Origin of the sequence: Butyrivibrio proteoclasticus B316 (assembly GCF_000145035.1) — a bacterium.
Lineage (GTDB): Bacteria > Bacillota > Clostridia > Lachnospirales > Lachnospiraceae > Butyrivibrio > Butyrivibrio proteoclasticus.
On sequence record NC_014387.1, the window covers coordinates 3,092,162 to 3,116,613 of the forward strand.

Consider the following 24,452-nt stretch of genomic DNA (forward strand, 5'->3'; position numbering starts at 1 on the left):
CAAGTAACGCATACCTAAAAGCATTATAGCATAATATGGCACAGTCTTCATCGCGTTATGTACAAGCATCATTGTCTGTATTCTTCCTCATACCACTGCTGGAACATAAGAATATACCAAATCTGTATCCTATAAATACCTCTGTCGGTGTAATCTCTCCAAATCTTCTCAACAACGTCAGGATCAAGTATTCCCTGTGACCTGACCTTATCTTTATCAAGAAGTCCTTCCGCCCATTCTCTGAGCTCCGGCTCTAAAAGCCATTTATCAATAGGAATGGCAAAGCCTTTCTTCGGCCTTTCCATCATTTCCCTTGGAACATACTTGTATAGCACATCCCTCAAAACCATTTTACCAACGCTGCCTTCTCTAAGATACTCTAAAGGCAGGCTCCAGGCAAACTCAACAACATCCTTATCAAGCATTGGAACCCTTGTTTCAAGCGACACAGCCATAGCTGTCCTGTCAACCTTAACCAGGATATCGTCCGGATGATACAGGAGCATATCTGCAAGCATGCATTCATGATTAGGCTCAGTGAGAAAGTCCTCCGGAAGCTCTGTCAGCTTATATGGAAGTGTTCTCTTATCCAGAGCAATACTGTATATTATCGGATCAGTTTCATGTTCAAGTTTATGGATCTCGCACGGTCCCTTTGCTCCAAGAAGTGTTCCCTTGATCCTGTATATATCCTTATTAACTAAAGGGCTGTGAAGAACCAGGCTGCTGACAGGTTTTCTGATAAAATATGGGAATCCCTTCATTTTACCCCAGATTCTGTCTATTGATCCATAGGATGTATATCCGCAAAAGAGCTCATCTCCGGCATCACCCGAAAGAGAGACAGTAACATGCTCTCTTGTCATCTTACTTACAAGGTATGTTGGTATCTGTGATGAATCCGCAAACGGCTCTGAAAACATAGTTGCAAGCTTAGGTACAACTGCCTTGGCATCCTTGTCAGATATGTATAACTCAGTATGTTCAGTTCCTAAATGAGCGGCTATTTCTTTAGCATAGGTAGCTTCATTGTAAGCAGGATCATCCATTCCAATGGTAAAAGACTTAACCTTGCCCGGAGCAAGATCCTGCATAAGAGATACTATAGTACTTGAGTCTATTCCTGCCGAAAGAAAGGCTCCTACCGGAACATCAGCGACCATCTGATCTTTGATAGAAGCTCTTAAAAGCCTCTCAAGCTCAAGCGCAGCTTCCTGCCTACTTCCTGTAAAGATATTACTCTGTCCCCTTCTTGCAGCTTCTTTCATCGACCAATAGGTGTGAACATCTGTCTTAAATGTCTCAACATCCACAGTCATATAAGTTCCTGCTTCCAGCTTGTAAATGCCCTCGTAAATAGAATAGGGCGCAGGAATATATCCTTCAGTAAAATATATCGTAAGTACCTGAGTATTGATCTTGTTATCAAAGCCGTCGACCACTCTCAGGCATCCAAGGTCAGAAGCAAAGGCAAAGGATCCTGCAACAGTGCCATAATATAAAGGCTTTTCACCTACTCTGTCTCTTGCAAGAGTAATTGTTTTTTTCTCAGTATCATAAACTGCAATTCCAAACATACCCTTACACATGGTAAGAGCCTTTTCAATTCCATAATATTCAATGGCTTCAATAAGTACTTCTGTATCTGAAGTACTCCTGAATTTAGTAACGGCACCCTCTTTTAAGAGTTTATCTCTAATCTCCTGATGGTTATAGATTTCTCCGTTATAAACCATGATGCTCTTGCCACTTCCTGATACAAAAGGCTGAGCTCCCATCTTGGATAGGTCAACGATAGAAAGGCGCCTGTGTCCAAGCGCCACTTTACCATCTTCACTTATATAGATGCCTTCATCATCCGGTCCTCTGTGGACCATCCTCTCATTCATCTTGCGAATGTTTCTTTTGGTATCACCTTTAAATTTTAACAGACCTGCAATTCCGCACATATTATCCTCGTCAAATCTCATTCATCAAGAAGGCTGTCATAATCATAGCTATGAAACAGCTCTTTTTCATCATCAAGGTACTGAATATAATTCTCTTTGCATATTCTATCATATACAGGCTCACCTGAAACCTCTGCCTGCGTCATTATATCCATGATCAGATCATTAATGCTTGCCCTGTAATGCCCGGGATCTCTGTAATTATCAAGATTTCCTGTTATATCTGTATGAGTTGAGAAACTATATATATGAATGTTATCGCATTCAAGCATGCATTCTATAGCTTTTTTCTTGCCCTCCAGCATATGATCCAGCGTACCTTCGTGTCTAAGACTTCCCCAGTATGCCATGGAATACGGAGGGAAAAAATAAATAAAAGTTGTCTCAGGATGACTCCTTGCAAGAGAAACCACATTTTGCTCCATATTATCTACAAGAAGTGAAATCTCTTCATCCGTTGGGCTTATGACTTCTTCAGCTTCATCAAAGCCCTGTACTGAGGCTAAAACATACTCTTTTCCATAGACATTTTCTGCATCAGTATAACTGTACTCATCAAAATTCGTATAGCCACTGGCATCCCCTTTAATCGCATGATAGATTACAGGAAGCGTGTAATTGATCAGCACGTCACGATTTATAAGGTACTTAACATCATTAAAGGGATTACTGTCTGTAAGATGATATGGATATTCTCCCATGTCTTCCCTGAGTGCATCCTTATCCCTGTACAAAAGCGAATAATCAAGCGTTCTGAAAACATATTTAATATCATGGCCTGACTCATAAGAAACCTTTAGATTGTCATTAAGTTCCTTATAGGTTGCTCCCGAGTAGCACACTTTTATGGATCTTGTATTCATAGCTTCATCAAAGCGTGAAGCCTTGAAATTCTCAGCCATTGATGTTCCCGTGATAATGCTGTCATAACTAAAATGCCTGGTGATACCGTCATTCTGAGACCTCTGATCGTACAGTCTGTAATACAGATTAGGATTCGGGGCCCTATAGTGGAAAAACGGGTCCACAATAAACACTGTCAGTGCCATGACTGCCAATGCTGAAACAAACAATATGAGGCTTGTATAAAAAAATTTCTTTCCTGTCATATGATCCTCATACATCAGAAGTTAAAGTATAGGAATGTAGATACTTTGCTAAGAGATATCATGCAGATTATCATCATTATAAAAGTACATACAAGATTAAGTTTGCTTTTTTTGTACTGACACTGACCATTGTTTGGAAGGATCAGCACTATAAAAAGGGCTGTCATCATAACTACCACAGTAGATAAGCCAAGTGTAAACATCTCAGAAGGATTCTGACCTAAAAGTGCAAATAAATATCTGATCTTAGGTATCCTAAAGCTCTCAAGCAGTTCTGTTCTGATACTGTAATTGTGGACAGTAAGTCTACTCATTATCTGAGTGAATTGTCCTACACTGTCAGCTCTAAATAAAAGCCACGCCACATTAATAATTATAAATGTAACAACCCACTGAACTACCTGGATCAGACTTATCCACACCTTTGCCACGGGGAGTCTTTCTGCAAAGCCAATGCACTTTGTATATATACCCTTTCCAGCTCTGTTTATGCACTGAAATGCTCCGTGTATAAGTCCCCATAATATAAATGTCCAGTTTGCCCCATGCCATATACCACTCACAAGGAAAACGATCATTATATTGAGATAAGTTCTCCAAACACCTTTTCTGTTTCCTCCGAGAGGAATATATATATACTTCGTAAGAAACCTTGTAAGTGACATATGCCACCGTTTCCAGAAGTCAATTATAGAAAGTGCCTTGTAGGGAGAATTGAAATTTGCCGGAAGTACAATGTTAAACATGAGGCCCAGGCCTATAGCCATATCACTGTATCCCGAAAAATCAAAGTAAATCTGGAAAGTATATGAGAGCATTACTATTATGATTTCCCAGATGGTAAGTGCTCCCTCTCCCAAAGGAGTAGAAGAGGCCACTGAAAATCCCCATTCAACAGCAACTCCAAAGGCATCTGCTATGAGAACTTTTTTGGTAAGTCCTCTGGCAAACATCATAAAGCCCTTAGAGAGGTTATCATAATCCACTTTCCATTTACTCTTATCTCTAAATTGCGGAATAATCTCCGAGTGGAGCACGATAGGTCCTTCCACCAACTGAGGAAAAAATGTCACAAAAAGTGCATATTCAATGAATCCGTAGTCTTTGGTCTCTCCCTTATACGAATCCACAATATAGGCAATCTGTTGAAAAGTAAAAAAGCTTATTCCCAGTGGCAGGATCACCTTTTGCAAATGGAATCCTGTTCCAAATGCTTCATTGATATTGGAAATAAAAAAGTTCTTGTATTTAAAGTAAAAAATTAGTCCAACGTTGAAAATAATCCCAAATAGTAACGTTATTTTTCTGCGATTACCATCTAATAAACTCATGCCCTTTGAGAGGAGGTAATTCACTGCGATGCTGGCACATATGATCACTAAATAGATCACATTGAAGTAGTCATAAAACCACAAAGACATCACAAGAAGATATACTTTTGCAAGTTTCTCTTTTCCCAAGGCATTAAGGCCATAATAACCGATGATTGCAAGCGGCAGAAAAAGCAATATGAAAATATATGAATTAAACTGCATAAAAACTACCTCTTCAGAATACCTTCAAAGTACTTCTCCCACATTTTATTAGAAGCATCGGGAGAATACTTCTCCTGTACTCTTGCCGCATTTTTGCCAAGCTTCTCAGCAAACTCTTTATCTCCCAGAATTCTCAGCATGGCTGCCTCAAGAGCCTTAACATCATCCACAGGGATGAGAAGGCCGTTTTCTCCGTCCGTAATAAGGTCCCTGGGACCGCCACACGGGCAATCAGTAGAAATACATGGAAGTCCAAGAGCCATAGCCTCTATAAGAGCATTTGGCATTCCTTCCTGTTTCGATGCAAGCACAAAAAGATCCGCCTTCTCGATATATTCAGCAACATTACTGACCATTCCAAGAAACTGAACGTTTTTATCGATGCCAAGCTCTATAGCCTTTCGCTGGAGTTTAATTCTGTCAGGACCATCTCCGTATATCTTAAGGATCATGGATCCAAAACCTTTTTTGAGCACTTCAGAAAAAGCCTCCATGACCATGGTGTGGTTCTTATTCTCATCGAGTCTCCCCACCATAACAATGCTACCTTCCCTCTCGTCAATAAATCTTCTGCGAAGGAATGAAGGATTTATGGCATTAGGAAGAATTGTACACTTTTTCCTGATATGTGGCGGGAAAAACTTTTTAGCATCATTTGTCTGTACTATAATGCCTGCCGCCTTTCCAAAGGTAGCCAGCATACCGCTCCTGAGCGCCATGGTATTGTATTCCATATAAGGATCAGCGCGCACCGAAACCACTACCTTGAAGCCTTCCTTAGTAGCAGTAGACAATGCCATAATATTGTTCTTGCCAATGAAGCTCAGAATAAGGTCAGGAGAAAGCTTCTTCCAGATAGCAGAGAGCTTGTCACTTCTTTTCTTAAAGTTCTTAATCCGCCCTTCCTGTTCACTTTTCAAAAGAGCTGAAAAATATCTGCGAATTCCATTTTTTTCATTGCCAAGAGGATCTACCCATGCAGGATTCTCGTCAGGGTCACAGACAAGCTCTGCCCCTTCATATCCAGCTGGCACTACCTTCCAGGCTGCATGTTTGACTTCATATTCGACAGGAGCCAGATACGTTGTTACCAGAGATACCCTGTATCCCTGTTCATGAAAATAGACTGCAAGATTGGTCATCACTCTCTCTGCTCCACCTTTTTGAAGTGAACCTATATACATGGCAATATGCGGTTTATTTTCTCTGGAATTAGTAGTCAAATTCTCTTTCCTCAAAAAAGCTCTTTAATCTTCTGATCAAAGCATGTAAAAGTTGTACCACTGCTGGAAAATATAGAAAGACCATGCGATCTTACTATAATTTGCACCTGTCGCCGGGCCTGCATCTCCGTTGACAACATAATTATTTATAAATCTGGAAACATAGTCCGGATCAAACACTCCCTGTTTTTTCAGGAATGAGGTACTACTATAGTCAAGAAGCTGCTCTTTAAGCGGGCCTCTGAGCCATTGATCCATCGGAACCCCAAAGCCTGTCTTGGGCCTGTCAAGGAGTTCTCTTGGTATATAGTCGTAGGCAATATCCTTGAGGATATGCTTCTTATCACCATTATGATATTTAAACTTATGAGGTATTCTAAATGAATACTCCATAACTTCAGTGTCCATGATAGGGCATCTTGCTTCTAATGAATACTTCATTGATGCTCTGTCCATCTTGGTCAGAATATCCTCAGGAAGATAGGTATCCATATCAAGAAGCATTCTCCTGATCTGGAAATCATCAACCTTATAAACTGATTCCATCGGATACAAGATAGGTGCTATATTTTCTCTGAGATTATAGTCAGTTGCAAGATAATCCCTTGCAGTCATAGGAATATCCAGTGTCTCTTCTCCGCTTATAAAAGCGTGTGATGCTCTCACATATCCCTCGGACACGAGCTGAGTCTTAGTTTCAGGATTTCTGTTCCCAGCAACTACTTTAACTCTAAAAGGCATCTTATCAAGAAGCTTACCATTTCCCCATGGGAGCTGTCCGATACCGTAGGCTATAGCACCCGGTATTTCCAGCATCTGAGCCTGTCTGACGTTGTCATACACATTGTAGCCGCAGAAGAACTCATCGCCGCCATCACCTGAAAGTGCTACAGTAACATCATTCTTGGCAAGCTTGCTGACCAGCATTGAAGGTATTTCTGAATTATCAGCAAATGGTTCATCGTAATACTGAGGAATACTGCTGACAAGATCAAACATCTCTTTTTCTGAAATATACAGTTCTGTATGCTCTGTGCCAAGATGAGCCGCAACTTCCTTGGCATAAGCAGCCTCATTGTACTGAGGAACATCAAATCCGATACAGAAGGTTTTAACCGGCTTATCAGAAAGTTCCTGTGCAATAGCAGTGACAAGAGATGAATCATATCCTCCTGAAAGAAAAGTTCCAAGAGGAACATCTGCTATCATTCTGCCTGCAACTGAGTGTCGAAGGCGCTGCTTGAGGCCTTCCTTAGCCTCCTCGTAAGAAGTTATCTGATCGGCACTTTCTCTGGCATAAACCTCTTTAATATCCCAGTATTTCCATTTCTTGATATTGCCATTTCTAAACTTCAGTATACTTCCGGCTTCCAGCTTATATACATCTTTGAATATGGTGTCAGGCGCCATAATGTACTGCTGCAACAAATATCTCGGAATAATCTGGTTTCTGATCTCGCCTTTAAAGCCCGGACATTTCATAATAGGCTTAAGTTCTGAAGCAAATACAAGGTTGTCATGATCAAGCCAGTAGTAGAGAGGTTTTTTACCAATCCTGTCTCTGATCAGATAAACGTCCTGAGTTTCCCTGTCATAAAGAGCTATGGCAAACATACCATGAATGTGATCTACCATCTGAATGCCCCATCTCAGGTAAGCCGCTATAATAACCTCCGTATCACAGCTTGATTTATAAGGATATCCGCTTAATTCTTCCTTGAGTTCAAGGAAATTATATATTTCTCCATTAAAGACAATCGAAATACGGCCATTTGCAGAATGCATAGGCTGATGTCCAAGAGGTGACAGATCCAGAATAGAAAGTCTCCTGTGAGCAAGACCTATACTATATCCATCCATTCCCTCGTATATTGCAAGTCCACTATCATTAGGACCACGATGATACATGGTATCATTCATGATCCTAAGATCTTCCTCTGAAATTCTCTTCTTAGATATATATCCGCAAATTCCGCACATGTAATATATTTACTCCAGATTATTTTTGAGTAACCTTATCAAGATACTCTTTCCACTGAACATATATTGCATCAAGGCTTGCAACCTGTTCAATTTCTTTTGCTCTGCGCCCCATTCTGGCAGACAACTCTTTATCCTCGATCAGTCTGCTTATCCTGTCAGCAAGCGCATCCTCATCTCCAACAGGTATGAGGAAACCATTCTCGCCATCTCTTATAACTGCTTTAGGACCTCCACATGGACAGTCTGTTGACACTACAGGCATTCCCATAGCCATTGCCTCGAGAAGCGAATTGGGCATTCCCTCATAATCAGAAGAGTAAGCATAAACCTCACCCTTAGGTATCTCAATTTCAAGTGTATCACATGGTCCCATCAGATGAATAAAACCATCTGCATTATTATCACTAATGATTTTCTCCAGGATTTCTTTAGTTCCGTCCATAGAATCCGGTCCATAAATCTTGAGATCATAATCAGGATGCTTTTTATGAACCTTCAAAAAAGCTCTTACCAGCATTGGCTGATTCTTAAAATCCACTAGTCTGGCATGATGTACCACAGTTTTATCAGGCGAATCACTCCTGTTAACTTTAAAATACTTGGGATTTATAGGATTCATTATGATTGTCGAATTATCCTGTAAATACGGCTTGAAGAAGTCTCTTTGCTCCTGAGTCTGAAAAACACATCCTGCCGCCTTTGGGAACAACCATTTAATCTGTACCTTATCCGAAAAAGCATCATAATATCCGATAGGATTTATCCTAACAGATATAACAACCGGAATATTACTGTTACCTGCTGCCATCAGCGCTCTATAATTGGCTCTGTGAGCAAATGCAACCAATACGTCTGGCTGATACTCCTTAACAAACTCTTTCAAATACTTAACTCGCAACAAAAATTTTGTTACTCTGCTCTTTTTTTCATCTTCACTGCGAAGACCGACATGAACTCTTGTAACTCTCTCATCAAGTTCAAACTCGTTTTCATCATACCATTCGGTCGCAACATAGACTTTTATGCCTTCTTGCGCAAAACGGTTTGCAAGGTTAGATACTACTCTCTCTGCTCCGCCTTGGCAAAGGCAGTTTAAGTGAAATGCTATCGATTTCATATTATAATTGCCTTATTCCTCATATCTGGTGAGTATCGTATGAATACTCTCTTTATATCTGTCAGGTGTGTATGACAGTGCTCTTTCATGTGATTTAACACATAAATGCTCAAATTCCTGTGCGTTTTCAAGTAAATTGCATATTTCTCCCGCAAGAATTCTTTCGCCTTCAGTAATAACCTCCGGATCCATGTTCACATTCTCATCCATATCAGGAACAAGAATACCATATTCGCCATGAACACTCTCTGTAATACTTGATCCATCCGGCTTATCAGAAATAAGCTTATCATACTCTTTTTCAGACAGAAGTATCTCTCTTGGTCCTGTCTTACAATCAGCTGAAATAACCGGTTTCTGAAGTGCCATTGCTTCCAAAACCGCATTGGGAAATCCTTCGTGGTTAGAACTACATACATATATATCTGATTTAGCCACATAGGGAAAAGGATTCTTCCTGACCCCCGGAAAAGCAACTTTTCCTTCTACTCCCAGTCTTTTAGACAGTTCCTCGTACTCACTCCAGTTACCTGCGCCGAGTACTACAAGTCTGGCTTCCGGATGTTTTTTATAAACAATGGAAAAAGCCTTAACAAGATGCCACATACCCTTAATGTAATCGTTTCTTCCCATTGAAGCTATAACCCTGGTTCCAGGCTCATCAAATGGGTAATCCTTTACTTCTTCGCTACCCTTTTTCTGCACATCTTCAACATCAAGAGGATTATAGATATAAGAGCTCTTGTTATACCCAAAGTCATCAGCTAACTGCCTCATTATTTCTTTTGAGCATGACAAAACCTGATCCGATCTGCTGCAAAAAAGCTTTACCTGCTTAGGACTCTCCATATCTGTCTGACATCTGAGTCCTGTCAGGACTTTCTCTTTTCCTCTGGATAAAACATTGACATAATTGGCAGAACTGCCAAAACTGTAGGACACATTTATACCAAGTTCTTTCTTTTTCTTTCTGACTAGTTTTACTCGCTTAAATACATTGATGATCTTGTTAACAAGACCTTTTTGGGCAGGAACATCAATATCTATTATATTCAGTCCCGTAATATCGTAGTTGATATCTTTAGAGCTGAAAATAAGTACATAGACGTTATAATATTCCTGCATGAGCCTTGCTGTTGTAATACATACACGTTCAAAGCCGCCTTGATGCAACATTGGAACTATCAGCATCAAATTCTTTTTATCATTCATTAAAAATGTCCTCTTTCATAGAAAAAGCCCATAATTCTTGCTTGAGCTTTGACATCGAAACCGGCAGCACGTAGTTTACTCTGAATGTAAGCAGAGGACTGATTACGATCACCAATAGAGTATTCTATAGACCTGTGATGCTCTCTCTCTGCTGCCTTGGGAGTATTTACCGCATCAAAACCTGTACCTTCATCGAGAAGGTCAAAATCAGGCATATCATCTGTTTCAAAAATGCTCTCCGGTCTCTCGCCTGCAATGGCTGTCAGCGTCTGGTTAAGCTTGATTTCTTCCTGAAGGGCATCACTATGATAGTCTTCATGGAATAAAAGATCATCCAGTATCTTGCGAGCCCAGTCTCTTGGCTCAGAATTGATGCTACGCATAGATACAAGCTCTGTTACATTAACCTCCGGAGTTACCGCGTCAGAAACCAGACACTGCAGGCCTGCTGCCTGTGCCTCTACAACGCTTCCAGGCAGGCCTTCATATCTTGATGGAAAACAGAAATAATCCATCGCCTGATAATACTCGCTGGCATTACTCTTATTTCCTGCAAATATACAACGGTCATATATATGAAGCCTGTCAGCCAACTTCTTCATATCGTCCATAAGAGGGCCTTTACCAAGCATCAAAAGCCTTATTCTCATTCCATGAAGCATACTGTACTGATTGAGATCATCATTGTCCAGTATTCTGCATACCTGTGCAAATACATTCAGCAAAAACTCATGATTCTTGGCATATCTAAAGCTTCCCACATGTCCTATGACCAGGGCATTACTAACCCCCAGCTCTTTCCTTATCTTATCTCTAACCTGCTCATTATAAGCAAATCGACCAAGATCTATGGCATTTGGGATTATCCTGACATTTCCGGCATTTACCATATCCTTGCCAAAAACAGATATTCCCGCCTCCCTTGAGCAGGCAAAGTTGTAATCTGTCAGCCCTTCATGCTGAAGAGGAGCTCTGAAGATCCTTGTTGCAATTCCCTTGACTCCATTATCCACACCTGCACTTCTTGCATGTGCTATACATATAGGAATTCCGGATTTTCTGGCAATAGGGATATAAATCGCAGCGGTACTGGTCATGTGCCCCTGGATTACCTTCCACTCGCCCTGATGCTCCTTAAAAAGCCTCTTTAAAGCAGCCTTATATTCTACCAGATTTGTTCCAACAAACTTAGGGACGCAAAATATTCTGCCTCCCAGTTTTTTAACGCTATTATCAAAATAGTCCGGCTCCCTGACAGCCATAAGTTCATCAGAAGTCGGACTCTTTTTTCCTGTTTTCTCAGGTGAATAGTGTACTAGAAAATCAAATTGTATCTTGTCTCTATCCATGTTGCGATAAAGATCAATGATACGGCATTCTGCTCCACCAACACCAAGTCCCCCTAATACGTGGAGTATACGTATTTGTCCATACCCGTATTCCATATGATTCACCTTATTTTTTTGATAGGTTCCTCTTTAATCTGACTGCATAAAATTTAGCCTTAGCAGTCATAAATTCCCGGACTTCTTCACTTAGTCCACGAACCTTTATGTCATAATGTAAAAACTCGTCATAAGATACCACTTCAGCTCTGTCAAACAGTTTCTCAAAATTCTCAAAATCTCTTCCTGACATTGTTGCTGTATGGTATACAAATGATACTATACCCTCTTCTTTGCTGGAGAGAGTTCTGGCTCTACTGACAGATATGGGATAAAAAGTAATATCGTCCATTTTGTATGGCGATATTCCAAATCCATCTGTGATCCTGTGAAAGCCGTTAACCTTAAGCGCTCTTAAGGTATTCTTGTCATAAGAATGAGATGGTGCCATGAAAAAATCTGTAATTATACCATGGCTCTTCAAAATACGTTTCCCTTCCCTGATCATTTCATCCTGTCTGGGATATGCGACTCCTGCAAACTCAGACTTGTCACTGATAGGAAACATTCCGGCTTCCCTTGTAGTATATACATGATTGTATCCATGCATAGCTACAACCCAGCCTTCCTGCTGAAGGCTTCTGATGTATTCCCAAAAGTCTTCTCTTGGCTCGCTCTTTTGAAGTTTCTTGTCTTTGTTGTCCGGCACCACACCGATCAAAGGCTTGATTCCGTGCTTATCCAGAATTGCCTTGAATTTATAGAACTTTTCAAAGTCCATATCGGGTGTGATGTCATCTATTCTGATCGTTATATGCATTGCTCTTCTCGCCAACTTTATGATGATATACGGATTGCTTGACTTTGAAGACTTATATCATCATAAGTTTTCTTTGTACCATTCTATGGCAAGTTCGATTCCTGCCTTGAAATCATAGGAAGGATCATAGCCAAGATTCTGTCTTGCCTTGGAGATGTCGGCATTAGAATCTCTGATATCACCTGCACGAGGAGGCCCAAAGATAGGTTCAACATCCATTCCAAGAGCATCTGTAAGATGATGATATACATCTATAAGGAACTCTCTTCCGCCAGCTCCTATATTATAAGCTTCGCCTGCTGCCTCAGAAGAAGCAAGACATGCTCGAAGGTTACCTTCAATTACGTTATCTACATAAGTAAAGTCTCTGGACTGCTTACCATCACCATTGATAGTAGGTGTTTCACCATTCATAAGCTGACGAAGGAATTTAGGAATAACAGCTGCGTATGCACCGTTTGGATCCTGTCTTCTACCAAATACATTAAAGTATCTAAGTCCATAGGTATCAAGTCCATAGAGCTTCTTGTATAGCTTACCATACTCTTCATCTGTCTTCTTGGTAAGAGCGTAAGGAGAAAGAACATTTCCTTCCTGTCCTTCCTTCTTGGGAAGAATAGTTGAATCGCCATAAACAGAGGAACTTGAAGCGTATACAAACTTCTTAACACCATTCTGTCTTGAAGCTTCCATCATGTTGATAGTTCCTCTGATATTGATCTCCTCATATAAAAGAGGCATCTCAATACTCCTTGGAACAGAGCCCCAGGCAGCTTCATTAAGAACATAGTCTACGCCCTTTGTAGCTTCCATACATGCATCGAGATCTCTGATATCTTTCTCAATGAATGTGAATCTAGGATTGCTCATAAATGGCTGGATATTCTCAATATGTCCTGTTGAAAGATTATCCATACATCTTACGGTATAGCCCATATCAAGAAGTGCTTCACAAATATTAGAACCGATAAAGCCTGCTCCACCTGTTACGAGGAATACAGAACCTTCCGGAAATTTCAGATCTTTAAAACCCATTTCTTTATCTCCTATTACAGTCTCCAGTAATCAAACTCTGGAGCCTTGTAGTCCTCAAGGTTAAATATTCCCTTAAGGTCCATAAATACCTTAGTCTTATGACTTGCATTAAAGAATCCTGCAATATCTGCTGGCTTGTAAGCCTTGAACTCCTCATGTGCAACAGCCATGATAACAAGATCCATATCCTTAACATCTGAAAGATTATTGAACTCAATGCCATAGAGTCGCTTAGCTTCATCTGCATCAGCCTGAGGATCTACTACTATTGGAGTAATTCCATACTCACCAAGTTCATTATAGATATCGATGATCTTAGTGTTACGTGTATCAGGGCAGTTCTCCTTGAATGTAAATCCAAGAATTGCAACCTTGGCATTCTTAACAGGAATATCGTTAGCAATGAGTCTCTTAACTGCTGACTCTGCAATATATTTGCCCATGTCATCGTTGATACGACGGCCTGAGAGAATAATCTGTGAATGATATCCAAGCTCCTCTGCCTTGTATGTAAGGTAGTATGGATCTACGCCAATACAATGACCACCTACAAGACCTGGCCTGAAATTAAGGAAGTTCCACTTTGTACCTGCAGCTTCAAGGACACTCTTAGTATCGATTCCCATCTTATTAAAGATCATTGAAAGCTCATTCATGAAAGCGATATTGATATCACGCTGTGAGTTCTCAATAACCTTGGCAGCTTCAGCAACCTTGATTGACTGTGCCTTATATACACCAGCAAGAGCTACAAGACTGTAAACATTTGCAACCTCTTCAAGTGTCTCTTCATCCATACCGGAAACAATCTTGGTAATAGTATCAAGTCTGTGTACCTTATCACCCGGGTTAATACGCTCTGGTGAATATCCTACCTTGAAATCTACACCACACTTAAGGCCTGATTCCTGCTCAAGAATAGGAACGCAAACATCCTCTGTAACTCCTGGATAAACAGTTGACTCATAAACAACAATTGATCCCTTGGTAAGATACTTACCAAGAGTATGGCTTGCACCCTCTACAGGTGAAAGATCTGGTGTATGATCATCATTAACAGGTGTAGGAACAGCTACTACATGGAATTTACACTCACGCAGCTTCTCAGGATCAGCTGTAAATTCAACTGTTGTCTCCTTAATAGCATCATTACCAACTTCTCTTGTTGGATCGATACCCTTCTTATAAAGTTCAACCTTGGCAGCATTAAAGTCGTAGCCTACAACCTTGATCTTCTTTGCATATGCAACAGCGATTGGCATTCCAACGTAGCCAAGTCCGACTAAAGACAATTTCTCCTCTCCTGAAAGGAGCTTCTCATATAAACTCATTGTGTTTCCTCCACACTAAAAAATGTTTCTTTTTAATTTATTATTTTACACACATAGACATTATACTACGCGTGTCAATTCCCGCATATATTGCTCAACCACCTGCATTCTGTCGAAATGGTCTTCAACCCATTTTCTTCCTGCAAGTCCCATTTTTTTTCTATCCTCAAGGTTCATTTCCATGAATTTTTCAAGTGCTTCATACAAGGCATCTCTGTCCCTGACTTTAACAAGAAGTCCTGAAACCTTGTCATTAACAATCTCTTTACAACCATTAATATTTGAAGCAATAACAGGTCTTCCTGTAGCAGCCGCTTCCATGAGTACATTTGACATTCCCTCATGATATGACGGGTGGACAATAGCATCTGCCTCTCTTATATATGGATGTATATCCTTCTGATAAGGAATCATCTTAAGAAAGCCTTTTTCCTCTGCCTCTTTTACCTTATCTTCGTAGTCATCTTCAAAATATCCCACTGCAGAAAAAGCCACTTTATCTCCATACTTATCGCGTAATTTACGCGCACAGTATAAATACTCTTCAGTCCCCTTTTCCTTCATCAGTCTTCCGATATACAAAAATCTCGTAACATCATCAGCATGTCCTGGGTACTCTTCAAACTTGTGTTTATCGAGATTCACACCTGATCCGCTTACAGTTTCATGCTTTCTTGCCATTATCCCATGCTCTTCAAACACTTTCCTGTTCGCTTCATTTTGGAAAAACAGGCATCTGCATTTTTTAAGGGATACTTTATACATCGCTATTATAAGTTTTAATAGCACTCCACCTCTTTCAAAGGTAGAGCCAAGCCCTGTAATTGTTGAAAAGTAAGGTACTTTCAATAATCTGCAGGCAAATCCACCATAGATATTTGGTTTGATCGTGTATGTCAGAACAATATCAGGTTTCTCACTTTTTAATAAACTGATATAAGCCTTAAAAAGCGCCATATCCTGAATAGGATTTACTCCGCGCCTGTTTATTTCTGTATGAACAACTCTGCAGCCTTCTGCACTCAGTTCTTTATTTTTCAGATCATCGGGAAGACTTATCACTACTTCATAGCCTTCCTTTAACAAACTCAGCAATAATTCATTACGAAAGTCGTATAAACCGCTCGATGAATTTGCCAAAATTAACGCCTTGGGCATAATACTCACCTGCTCTTTATTTAACGAGTTTTTCCTCCGGAAGAACGCATATCTCGTTGTACTTCATCATATAAACGCCTTCCTGATAATCTCCGATATTGACCGGATTCTCTATACCTTTAAGATTATTTATTATCTGTCTCGGAAAGTTTACGCCGCAAGCATAGGCATGTGGATAACCTCCTCCAAATCTGGGATTAACTTCAGACAGATACCATGTGTCTGTAGCATTATCATAGAACAGGTCGATATCGATCATCCCTCTGTAGCCTACAGTCTCAACAAATGATACGATCTGTTCAAACAACCTCTCATCTTTAACAGATACTGACTTATCAGTCTCACCGGCTCTCATCTTGATCTTTTCCTTGAGGAAAATAGATGTACATTTTCCGGAAATCATATCAATATAGACATCAGCACCATATTCCTGCCCCTGCATATACTCCTGGATGATCAGATCATCATAATCATGGAAAAGAGCTATCAGCATTTCCTTGGATTCAACTGCATTTATATTGATGGAAGCGCTTCCTCTTCTTGGCTTAACAAAAACCGGATAACTTACTTCACCGGCAGACATCGCATTTTCAAAATCCTCGATTGACAGATAGCACTTGGCAGTAGGAATTCCAAGCTTGACAAGCATTTCATACATCTGATATTTATCAAGGCTGGTCTCGCACAGTTCATACGATGATACGATCGGAGTAACTCCTATTTCCGTAAACCTGTCCATGTTCTCTGCAAGAAGTGAAAGCTCCGGATCTATCAGACTGAACACTCCGTTTATTTTTTCCTTTTTACATATACCAAGAATCTGATCAATATAAAATGGATCCTTGATCTTAGGCACTATAACCGCCTTATCAGCATCATAAATAGCAGGTCCTATATTAGAACAGTCTGTAGCTATTACATTTCCATTATTGGCAAGTTCATGTTTAAAGGCCTGTACAACCTTATTACGTGTTCCTGCACTTAAAATAAGTATGTTTGTACTCATATTCACCTCCGCATTTTATTAAGGTCATCAAAAAACAGTGGTGTTCCACCGGTGTGGATAAACAAAATATTCTTATCGGCGATACCCTTTTGTCTGATGTATTTTTTCATTCCAAGAAAGGCCTTACCTGTATAGGTACTATCAAGAGGCATTCCATACTTAACAAGTGATTCTTTTATTGTATCCTGTATTTCAGCACTGTTTGCCCCATACCCATCTCCGGTATAATCATCTATAAAGATTGTTTTGTCCTGAATATCATTCTCAGTAATCTCTTTACCGGATACTGATAACGGCTCTTTGCCAAGGTATTCTCTGATGCTATCAAGCACCACTTCTCTTCCTCTGGGATTCTTTCTTGCTATGCTGATTCCTACAATCTTCCTGTCATCTTCATTTAACAGCTGCCCGCATACAAGTCCCGCCTGAGTAGTTCCCGTACCGGATGCAAAAAAGATATAGTCGAATTTTATGTTATTGTCTTTTTCAAACTGTCTTATTTCCTGATAGCACTGGTCATAGGCTCTGGTCCCGATATTGCCATGACCACCCCCAATTATAAAATATGGCTTGTGACCGGCACTTCTAAGCTCACTAAGCTTATCATCAATTGTGCTGCTGACTTTGTCCACAGGCACTGTTATAAGCTCAGCTCCAAAAAGATCCATCATATAGCTGTTATAAGTGCTATCACTTACTTCCGAAGGGCCTATGATAACGCACTTCCTGCCACTTGCAGCCGCCATATTGGCAACAACCCGGCAGTGATTGGAATGACTGCTGCCATAGGTTACTACATAATCATAATCACCTTTTTCTATATCCTCAAAAAAAAGAGCTGCTTTTCTGGCCTTATTGCCGCCAAATGAGTAGGGAATCATATCCTCTCTTTTAACGTAAAGACTGTTAAGCTCATCGCTATCAAGTTTATAGGTAGGGGTCATATTATTCATATCTGAGGTTTACTCTTTATTCTGCTCTTTTCTGTAATCATCAAAATCAGGAAGTGCATTTAGAACCACCCCGTCATGTGATAATACAGTTTTCACTGTATCAATAATAACTTTAATATCCATCCAAAAAGTCAGATGCTCAACATAGTAAACATCGTATTCAAATTTCTTTTCCCAGGAAATAGCATTTCTGCCATGCGCCTGAGCATAACCTGTAAGTCCCGGCCTGACACTGTGACGAAGTCTTTCTCTCTCATTGTAGTATGGAAGATACTTGACAAGAAGCGGCCTTGGACCGATAAAACTCATATCTCCTTTAAGGATGTTGAAGAACTCCGGAAGTTCATCAAGGCTTGTTGCTCGCAGTTTCTTGCCAAAGCTCGTGAGTCTGACTTCATCAGGAAGGAGATTTCCGTTCTCATCTTTCTCATCAGTCATAGATCTGAATTTGTACATTCCAAAAATCTTCTCATCCTTACCCGGTCTCTGCTGCTTGAAAATTATTGGGTTTCCAAGTTTGACTCTGACAAGCACAGCCAGTATCAGATAAAGCCAGCTAAATAGAATTATCACCAAAAGAGATAAAACTATATCGAGTATTCTTTTTATATATTTTTTGTACATATATACCTCAGCAAGTAGTCAATGAAACTTCTGCTGCACTAAACTCGTAATTACCTCGTTAAGTGCACAGAAGTGGTTCGCACTAGCTTCGAAAGAACCTCAGCAAGTGCTCTACACAAAGCACCTTTTAACAGCTTCTATGATCACATCCTGCTGCTCTTTAGTCATCTTGTTATCACTTGGAAGACAGAGACCTCTCTCAAAAATATCCATACCTACATCAGGTACAGCTCCCTCGTTGATATATGCATTGCTTCTGGCTCTTCCATTTCCACTCTCTGTAATAAATGGATTCATTCTGTATACAGGCTGCATATGCATAGGTTTCCAGATTGGTCTTCCCTGCGCATTGAGCCTTGAGATAGCATCAAGAATCTCTGTAGGGCAGCTCTTGCCAGGCTCAGATGCATAGAGAGCATCCTTTTCACCGCGGACCTGTTTACACATTGCGTCTTTATCAATAAGAATGCATGAAAGCCAGAAATTAGGCTCGCTGTTCTTATCATCAAACGGATTCATAGTAACGGGAAGATCCTTGAATCCTTCCTTGTATCTCTCATAAATAGCTTTTTTCTGAGAAATGTGCTCTTCAAGATAAGGAATCTGCCCCCTTACCACACCGGCAACAACATTACTCATACGATAGTTATAGCCAAGCTCTTCGTGCTGATACCAGGGCGCATCCTCTCTTGCCTGTGTTGACCACTTGCGAACCTTATGTGCATCTTCCAGGTTATTTGTCAGGAACATTCCTCCTGCTGAACCTGTGATGATCTTGTTTCCGTTAAAAGAAATGATTCCGTAATCACCAAGAACACCAGTCTGCTGTCCTTTATAAGTAGCTCCAAGTGATTCTGCTGCATCCTCAACGATAAGAGCTCTGTGCTTATCACAAATAGCACGTATTTCATCCATCTTACCAGGAGTTCCATAGAGATGAGCAATTACTACAAGTCTGACCTCAGGGTAAATCTCAAACGCTTTCTCAAGAGCCTTGGGATTCATATTCCAGGTGTCATATTCAGTATCAATAAATACAGCCTCTCCACCCTCATAGGCAATTGGATTAACCGTAGCATCAAATGTCATATCGGAGCAGAATACCTTGTGTCCCTCCAAAGTACCATGTCCTACTCTTGCCTGACCATAAAGCCTTTCTCCTGCAAGTTTGATTGCAAGATGTAAAGCCGCTGTACCTGCTGAAAGAGCTACTGCATCTGCACATCCAACCTTCTGGCAGATCATCTTCTCTGCTTCATTGATATTGGCTCCAATAGTGGACATCCAGTTAGTATCATAAGCTTCCTGAATATACTTGATTTCATCACCATGCATTGTAGGCGATGAGAGATATACTGTTTCCTCAAAAGGTTTCATTTCCATAATACTTCTCCTTAAAGCACCTGTTTACTGTATAGCTCCGCTGTTTATCAGTTCTGAGGTTTTCTCAAGTGCTTCTTTCCTGTCTCTTGTCATAACATATCTGTGAACATCCGGGTTATAGGTTTCAACTATCTCTTTTACCAGCTCCCTGATATGTGGAGATTCTTCTCTTGCAGCAACATTTAGTTTCTCGAGCTGTGAAAAGAACTTCATCTCATCCATATCAATAGGTTTGCCAATATGGATCATCTTATTGGATGTATCCTGAAGGCCTTCCTCATCCATAAGCATCTCTTCATAAAGCTTCTCACCGGGACGAAGGCCGGTAAACTCAATCTTAATATCTTCTCCAACCTTGTATCCTGATAGTTTGATCAGGTTCTCAGCAAGATCAAGTATCTTGACAGGCTCGCCCATATCCAGGACAAATATTTCTCCGCCCTTAGCATAAGCACCTGCCTGAAGGACAAGAGATACCGCTTCTGTTATAGTCATAAAATATCTGATGATTTCAGGATCTGTTACTGTTACCGGGCCGCCCGAGGCAATCTGCTTTTTGAAAAGAGGAATAACCGATCCGTTTGACCCAAGTACATTACCAAATCTTACTGCCACAAACTCAGTATCATAGTGCTTATTAAAAGTCTGAACAATCATCTCACAGATTCTCTTGCTGGCTCCCATTACATTAGTAGGGTTAACAGCCTTATCTGTGGAGATAAGAACGAATTTCTTGGTTCCATTCATTGCTGCTGCCATGGCAGTCTTCCAGGTTCCAAATACGTTGTTCTTAATAGCCTCTCCGGGACTTGTCTCCATGAGCGGAACATGCTTATGAGCAGCTGCATGATAAACAATATCAGGCTTGTACTCCTCAAAAATATTGTTAATACGAAGTGTATTTCTGACAGAAGCTATTAGCACAACCAAATCCATTTCCGGGTACTTACGGATAAGCTCCTGCTGTATATCGTAAGCATTATTCTCATAGATATCTACAATTATAAGTCTCTTAGGCTTATGTCCTGCAATCTGTCTGCATAGCTCGGATCCAATAGATCCGCCACCGCCTGTTACCATAACAACCTTGCCTGCAACATAGCCCGCAATCTGATCCATGTCAACAGCAATAGGATCTCTTCCCAAGAGATCTTCTACTTCTACATCTCTAAGTCTTGAAACATTAACATCACCGTTTACAAGCTGGTACATTCCAGGCAGAGAGCGGAGCTTACAATTAGTGTTCTTACATATCTCAAGAATCTTTCTAAGTTCCGGTCTTGATACAGATGGAATAGCAACAATGATCTCATCGATATCGTACAGATCTGCACATTCCTCGATTCTGTCACGACCGCCTACTACTCTGATGCCCTGAATGTACTTGCCCCATTTATTAGGATCATCGTCGATAATACATTTAATGGACATAGTAGAATAGTTGCTTGTAATAATATCTTTGATAATGATATTTGCTGCTTCTCCTGCACCAATTACCATCACCGCTTTACTATTATTCCTGTTCTCGGCTCTGTGCTTCTGACTGCGAAGAAATCTATAAGAAAACCTGCTGACAAAAATAAGTGAGATAAGGATAAAGGTATACAGGAAATAATAACTCTGTGGAACAGGTTGTGACTGGGATTTAAAGAACTGGAGTCCTATCGCATTTATCACACCTGAAATCACGCAGGCCATTACCAGGTTCTGCATTTCCCTTTCACCGGCATAAGCCCATAGACTGTCGTACAGCTTAAATATATAGAACACACAAAATGTAAGCAGTATATTTATTGGCAAAAAGGTATTTACAGGAGTCATGAAATGATCCGGAATTGAATCCAGATTAAATTCATATCTGATCAGAATAGCCACATAGCTTGCTAAAATGATGCTGATTATGTCATATATGATAAGCCCTGTCCTTCTATAAAGCTTTTGATAATTAAAAGGTTCTTTTTTCTTACTCATTTGTCTTTTCCTTAAAAATCATCCCCGCAAATGACAGCATAAGTGCAACAGTCATAGGGTTGCATAAATGAAATACCCATTCTGTCATTCCAGCCACAACAAAACCTATTGTAATTGCAAAAGAAATCAGTGTGAGCGGATTCTTTTCTTTATTTTTCTTATACATACCAGCCCCGGATATGAGCGCTGCCAAAATCAATAGCACAAATACAACGCCTGTGATAATTCCATTATCATAAGCCACCTGAATATAGGTATTATGTGCGTGAACAGCTATCTCACCATTTGGAAGCTCGGCACCCATTGCCTCATGACCAAACATATTCATATCTTTCAAATATGAATTAAAAATAGTAATTCGACCATTGGATATGACATCAAGTCTGTTGTCCACATCTACATACTCATTGAGTGTATCCATGAGCATAAGGTACTCAGCATGTGTAAATCCATTTGCTACAAGGTAATCTCCAACGGGCTGTGGAAGCAAAATTGCACCCTGCTGATAATATTCCTCAACAGAATTTTCTATTGGATATCCGTAATTGTCCAGAACCGGCTGCCCTTTTTCATCATAATTGTATGTGTCAACAGGATAGAAATAATCGTCCGCCTCTATTCCCAAAATCTTAAGTCCAAAGAGATTTACAAATCTCTCTACGCACATGAAATTAGGGTTATCCCATGACGCTCCGCCTCTTATACTGGCGTCAGCATCATCTATTACATAAAATACCGGTTGCGTAACTACAGTAGGAATGATTCTCTGAAGTGTAAATGCCGCAGGAAAACATACGATCACAGATACGAGCATTACAGCGATTATCCTGAAAAACTGCCGCTTATACTGGCTTACAACAACGAGTAAAACTGCAAGAATTACTGCACATATTGCTACATAAGCTGTTCTCGACACAGTAAATATGGCGTAAGCCATGATCCATCCAAAAAGAATTATCTCTTTCCAGGCAGTTTTAAACAACTCAGTAAAATGTAATCCCTTTGGGAAAGCAACAACCTTTATGGCGAGCATTACAGTAGCAACGGCGCCCATAAATGTAAGATACTCAGCTGTTACAGTAACTGTATGGAAAATAAATCCAAATCTTCCGCTCACATATCCGGGGAAGTATCTGTGCAAAAGCGAATATCCCAAAGATATCGCAAAATTCAGCATAAGCCCGCCTGAAAGAATCTTATACCAATCCTTCTTGCCGTTCCAATAATACAGTCTGAAATACAATCCGCCATAAATAAGAGTAAGGAATATTCCCCAGGTCCTTGTATTTCTAAATATGATAAGCATAGCAAACAACAGTATCAGAACGCATCCAAATACGCTGATCCGTCTGCAGGTATTAAATACTTTTTTGCTACTTCGAATATTGTGCGTAATGCTTGATACAAGAGATCTTATCAGATTGATCACTACAAAGCCCGCAAGTATCACGATTATGATCAGGTACTTAAGTGCCATGTTGTGAAGATCGAACTCTTTCTCATCGGGGCCAAGTACATTGGCTCTGTAATAACTGATCGCACCTATACAGGAAACTATCAGCCACAGAAGATTATAAATATTAAATACATCTGTAAATGAAAACGTCAGTATGATCAGAAGCAAAAGGCATATGACCATACGTCTCTCAGACAAAGTGTGAAATATGTCATAGAGGCCGTTCATATAATCACTTGCATGCCATATAGCCAATGCTATCATCAGCATCTGAAGTGCATACACAATTCTGTTTTTCTCATTAATTCCATTCCAAAACGAAATACCAAACTTATGGCTTACAACCTTGTGATTGATTCCGTAAAATGCCATGCCGGCTGCGATAATGAGACCAATTTCATAAAAAATTATATCTGCCACCCTAAGATCAAAGACCTTTAGAGGAAATACCATTATCATAAGTGCTCCAAAGAATGCAGCAGCAATTGGATTAGCTACAACTCTCAGAAGACTTTCTCCTGTAGACAAAGCATTTTTCTCCGGGAATTTCTTATAAAAAGCACCTGTGACCGCAAGTATTATAAAGCACGCTAATGCAATAACAAGGATTGCACTAAGTGAAGCGCTCTTAGAAACCGGCATTCTGTAATTGTATCTTGCATAAATGTGCTGCCCGGGGATTTCTTCCCAGTTATAATAAAGACTGCCTACATATCCTGCCTCACCGGAAAGGTCTTCAAGACCTACAAGGTATTTGGATCTGCAGCCCTTAAGACCTATATAATACTCTTTTCCAACTTCCAGATTAAGCTCAAGAGGGACATTAATGAACCCCGGAAGGTCATGTCCATCAGTATCAATAAAAGTTCTCAGTATCTCAATTGCATTTTCATCATACACAGAAACGCCTATATATCTGCCATTTATCATTTCAGATACATAAACGTCTACACTGCTGAGCCTGTCATATTGAGTCACAAACTTCTGCATTAGTGTGTATTCATAGTTAATAACACCGGAGTCTTGTGTATATTCTCCTCCTGCAGAATACTCTTTGACATTTGTCCATATTCTCAGTGGAAAAATACTGAGTATAGCCACAAGTGCAAGTAGTATTGTTGTTATAGTAATTGCCGTTTTCCTGCTGATTATTTGTCTCATTTTATCAAGTCCTTAATTATTAAAGGGCACAAAAAGCCATC

At 40.1% G+C, this 24,452-nt stretch carries 18 protein-coding genes; all 18 read right to left on the reverse strand.

The annotated features are described in order from the left end of the window. Positions 1 to 68: 68 nt before the first annotated feature. Positions 69 to 1,970 carry an asparagine synthase (glutamine-hydrolyzing) gene (gene asnB / locus BPR_RS12840; RefSeq protein WP_242662169.1) on the reverse strand — a complete coding sequence of 634 codons (1,902 nt, stop codon included), beginning with the start codon at positions 1,968 to 1,970 and terminating at the stop codon, positions 69 to 71. Further along, positions 1,967 to 3,058, reverse strand: coding sequence for a hypothetical protein (locus BPR_RS12845; RefSeq protein WP_013281915.1), 1,092 nt, complete (start codon positions 3,056 to 3,058; stop codon positions 1,967 to 1,969). The genes asnB (BPR_RS12840) and BPR_RS12845 overlap by 4 nt, the downstream gene beginning before the upstream one ends. Positions 3,059 to 3,072: 14 nt before the next feature. Then, positions 3,073 to 4,593, reverse strand: coding sequence for an MBOAT family O-acyltransferase (locus BPR_RS12850; protein ID WP_013281916.1), 1,521 nt, complete (start codon positions 4,591 to 4,593; stop codon positions 3,073 to 3,075). A gap of 5 nt (positions 4,594 to 4,598) precedes the next feature. Next, positions 4,599 to 5,831, reverse strand: coding sequence for a glycosyltransferase (locus tag BPR_RS12855; RefSeq protein ID WP_143754304.1), 1,233 nt, complete (start codon positions 5,829 to 5,831; stop codon positions 4,599 to 4,601). 21 nt (positions 5,832 to 5,852) lie between these two features. Then, complete coding sequence (asnB, locus tag BPR_RS12860; protein ID WP_013281918.1) at positions 5,853 to 7,796, reverse strand: asparagine synthase (glutamine-hydrolyzing); 1,944 nt, start codon at positions 7,794 to 7,796, stop codon at positions 5,853 to 5,855. 19 nt (positions 7,797 to 7,815) lie between these two features. Next, positions 7,816 to 8,916, reverse strand: a complete 1,101-nt coding sequence (locus BPR_RS12865; RefSeq protein WP_013281919.1) for a glycosyltransferase — start codon at positions 8,914 to 8,916, stop codon at positions 7,816 to 7,818. Between the two features lie 12 nt (positions 8,917 to 8,928). Continuing rightward, entirely contained in the window at positions 8,929 to 10,128 is a 1,200-nt protein-coding gene (locus BPR_RS12870; RefSeq protein WP_013281920.1) for a glycosyltransferase, read from the reverse strand. Continuing rightward, a complete protein-coding gene (locus tag BPR_RS21690) occupies positions 10,128 to 11,573 on the reverse strand; it encodes a glycosyltransferase (RefSeq protein ID WP_013281921.1) in 1,446 nt (481 codons plus the stop codon). The genes BPR_RS12870 and BPR_RS21690 overlap by 1 nt, the downstream gene beginning before the upstream one ends. A 10-nt stretch (positions 11,574 to 11,583) precedes the next feature. Further along, positions 11,584 to 12,333, reverse strand: a complete 750-nt coding sequence (locus BPR_RS12880) for a DUF2334 domain-containing protein (protein WP_013281922.1) — start codon at positions 12,331 to 12,333, stop codon at positions 11,584 to 11,586. 60 nt (positions 12,334 to 12,393) lie between these two features. Further along, positions 12,394 to 13,368 carry an SDR family oxidoreductase gene (locus BPR_RS12885; protein WP_013281923.1) on the reverse strand — a complete coding sequence of 325 codons (975 nt, stop codon included), beginning with the start codon at positions 13,366 to 13,368 and terminating at the stop codon, positions 12,394 to 12,396. A 14-nt stretch (positions 13,369 to 13,382) separates the two neighbouring features. Continuing rightward, positions 13,383 to 14,699 carry a nucleotide sugar dehydrogenase gene (locus BPR_RS12890; RefSeq protein ID WP_013281924.1) on the reverse strand — a complete coding sequence of 439 codons (1,317 nt, stop codon included), beginning with the start codon at positions 14,697 to 14,699 and terminating at the stop codon, positions 13,383 to 13,385. A 60-nt stretch (positions 14,700 to 14,759) separates the two neighbouring features. Beyond that, positions 14,760 to 15,857, reverse strand: coding sequence for a glycosyltransferase family 4 protein (locus tag BPR_RS12895; RefSeq protein ID WP_013281925.1), 1,098 nt, complete (start codon positions 15,855 to 15,857; stop codon positions 14,760 to 14,762). 16 nt (positions 15,858 to 15,873) lie between these two features. Beyond that, the gene (locus BPR_RS12900) at positions 15,874 to 16,863 is read right to left on the reverse strand and encodes an ATP-grasp domain-containing protein (RefSeq protein WP_013281926.1); all 990 of its coding nucleotides are present in this window, start codon (positions 16,861 to 16,863) and stop codon (positions 15,874 to 15,876) included. Between the two features lie 2 nt (positions 16,864 to 16,865). Next, positions 16,866 to 17,816 carry a 1-aminocyclopropane-1-carboxylate deaminase/D-cysteine desulfhydrase gene (locus BPR_RS12905; RefSeq protein ID WP_013281927.1) on the reverse strand — a complete coding sequence of 317 codons (951 nt, stop codon included), beginning with the start codon at positions 17,814 to 17,816 and terminating at the stop codon, positions 16,866 to 16,868. A gap of 9 nt (positions 17,817 to 17,825) precedes the next feature. Beyond that, the gene (locus tag BPR_RS12910) at positions 17,826 to 18,440 is read right to left on the reverse strand and encodes a sugar transferase (protein ID WP_013281928.1); all 615 of its coding nucleotides are present in this window, start codon (positions 18,438 to 18,440) and stop codon (positions 17,826 to 17,828) included. Between the two features lie 111 nt (positions 18,441 to 18,551). Next, positions 18,552 to 19,823, reverse strand: a complete 1,272-nt coding sequence (locus BPR_RS12915; protein WP_013281929.1) for a DegT/DnrJ/EryC1/StrS family aminotransferase — start codon at positions 19,821 to 19,823, stop codon at positions 18,552 to 18,554. A 24-nt stretch (positions 19,824 to 19,847) separates the two neighbouring features. After that, on the reverse strand, positions 19,848 to 21,794 hold the full coding sequence (locus BPR_RS12920; RefSeq protein WP_013281930.1) for a polysaccharide biosynthesis protein: 1,947 nt from the start codon (positions 21,792 to 21,794) through the stop codon (positions 19,848 to 19,850). Further along, positions 21,787 to 24,411 (reverse strand): hypothetical protein, encoded by a 2,625-nt coding sequence (locus BPR_RS12925; RefSeq protein ID WP_013281931.1) that lies wholly within the window; start codon positions 24,409 to 24,411, stop codon positions 21,787 to 21,789. Before BPR_RS12925 ends, BPR_RS12920 begins: the two co-directional genes overlap by 8 nt. Positions 24,412 to 24,452: the final 41 nt, after the last annotated feature.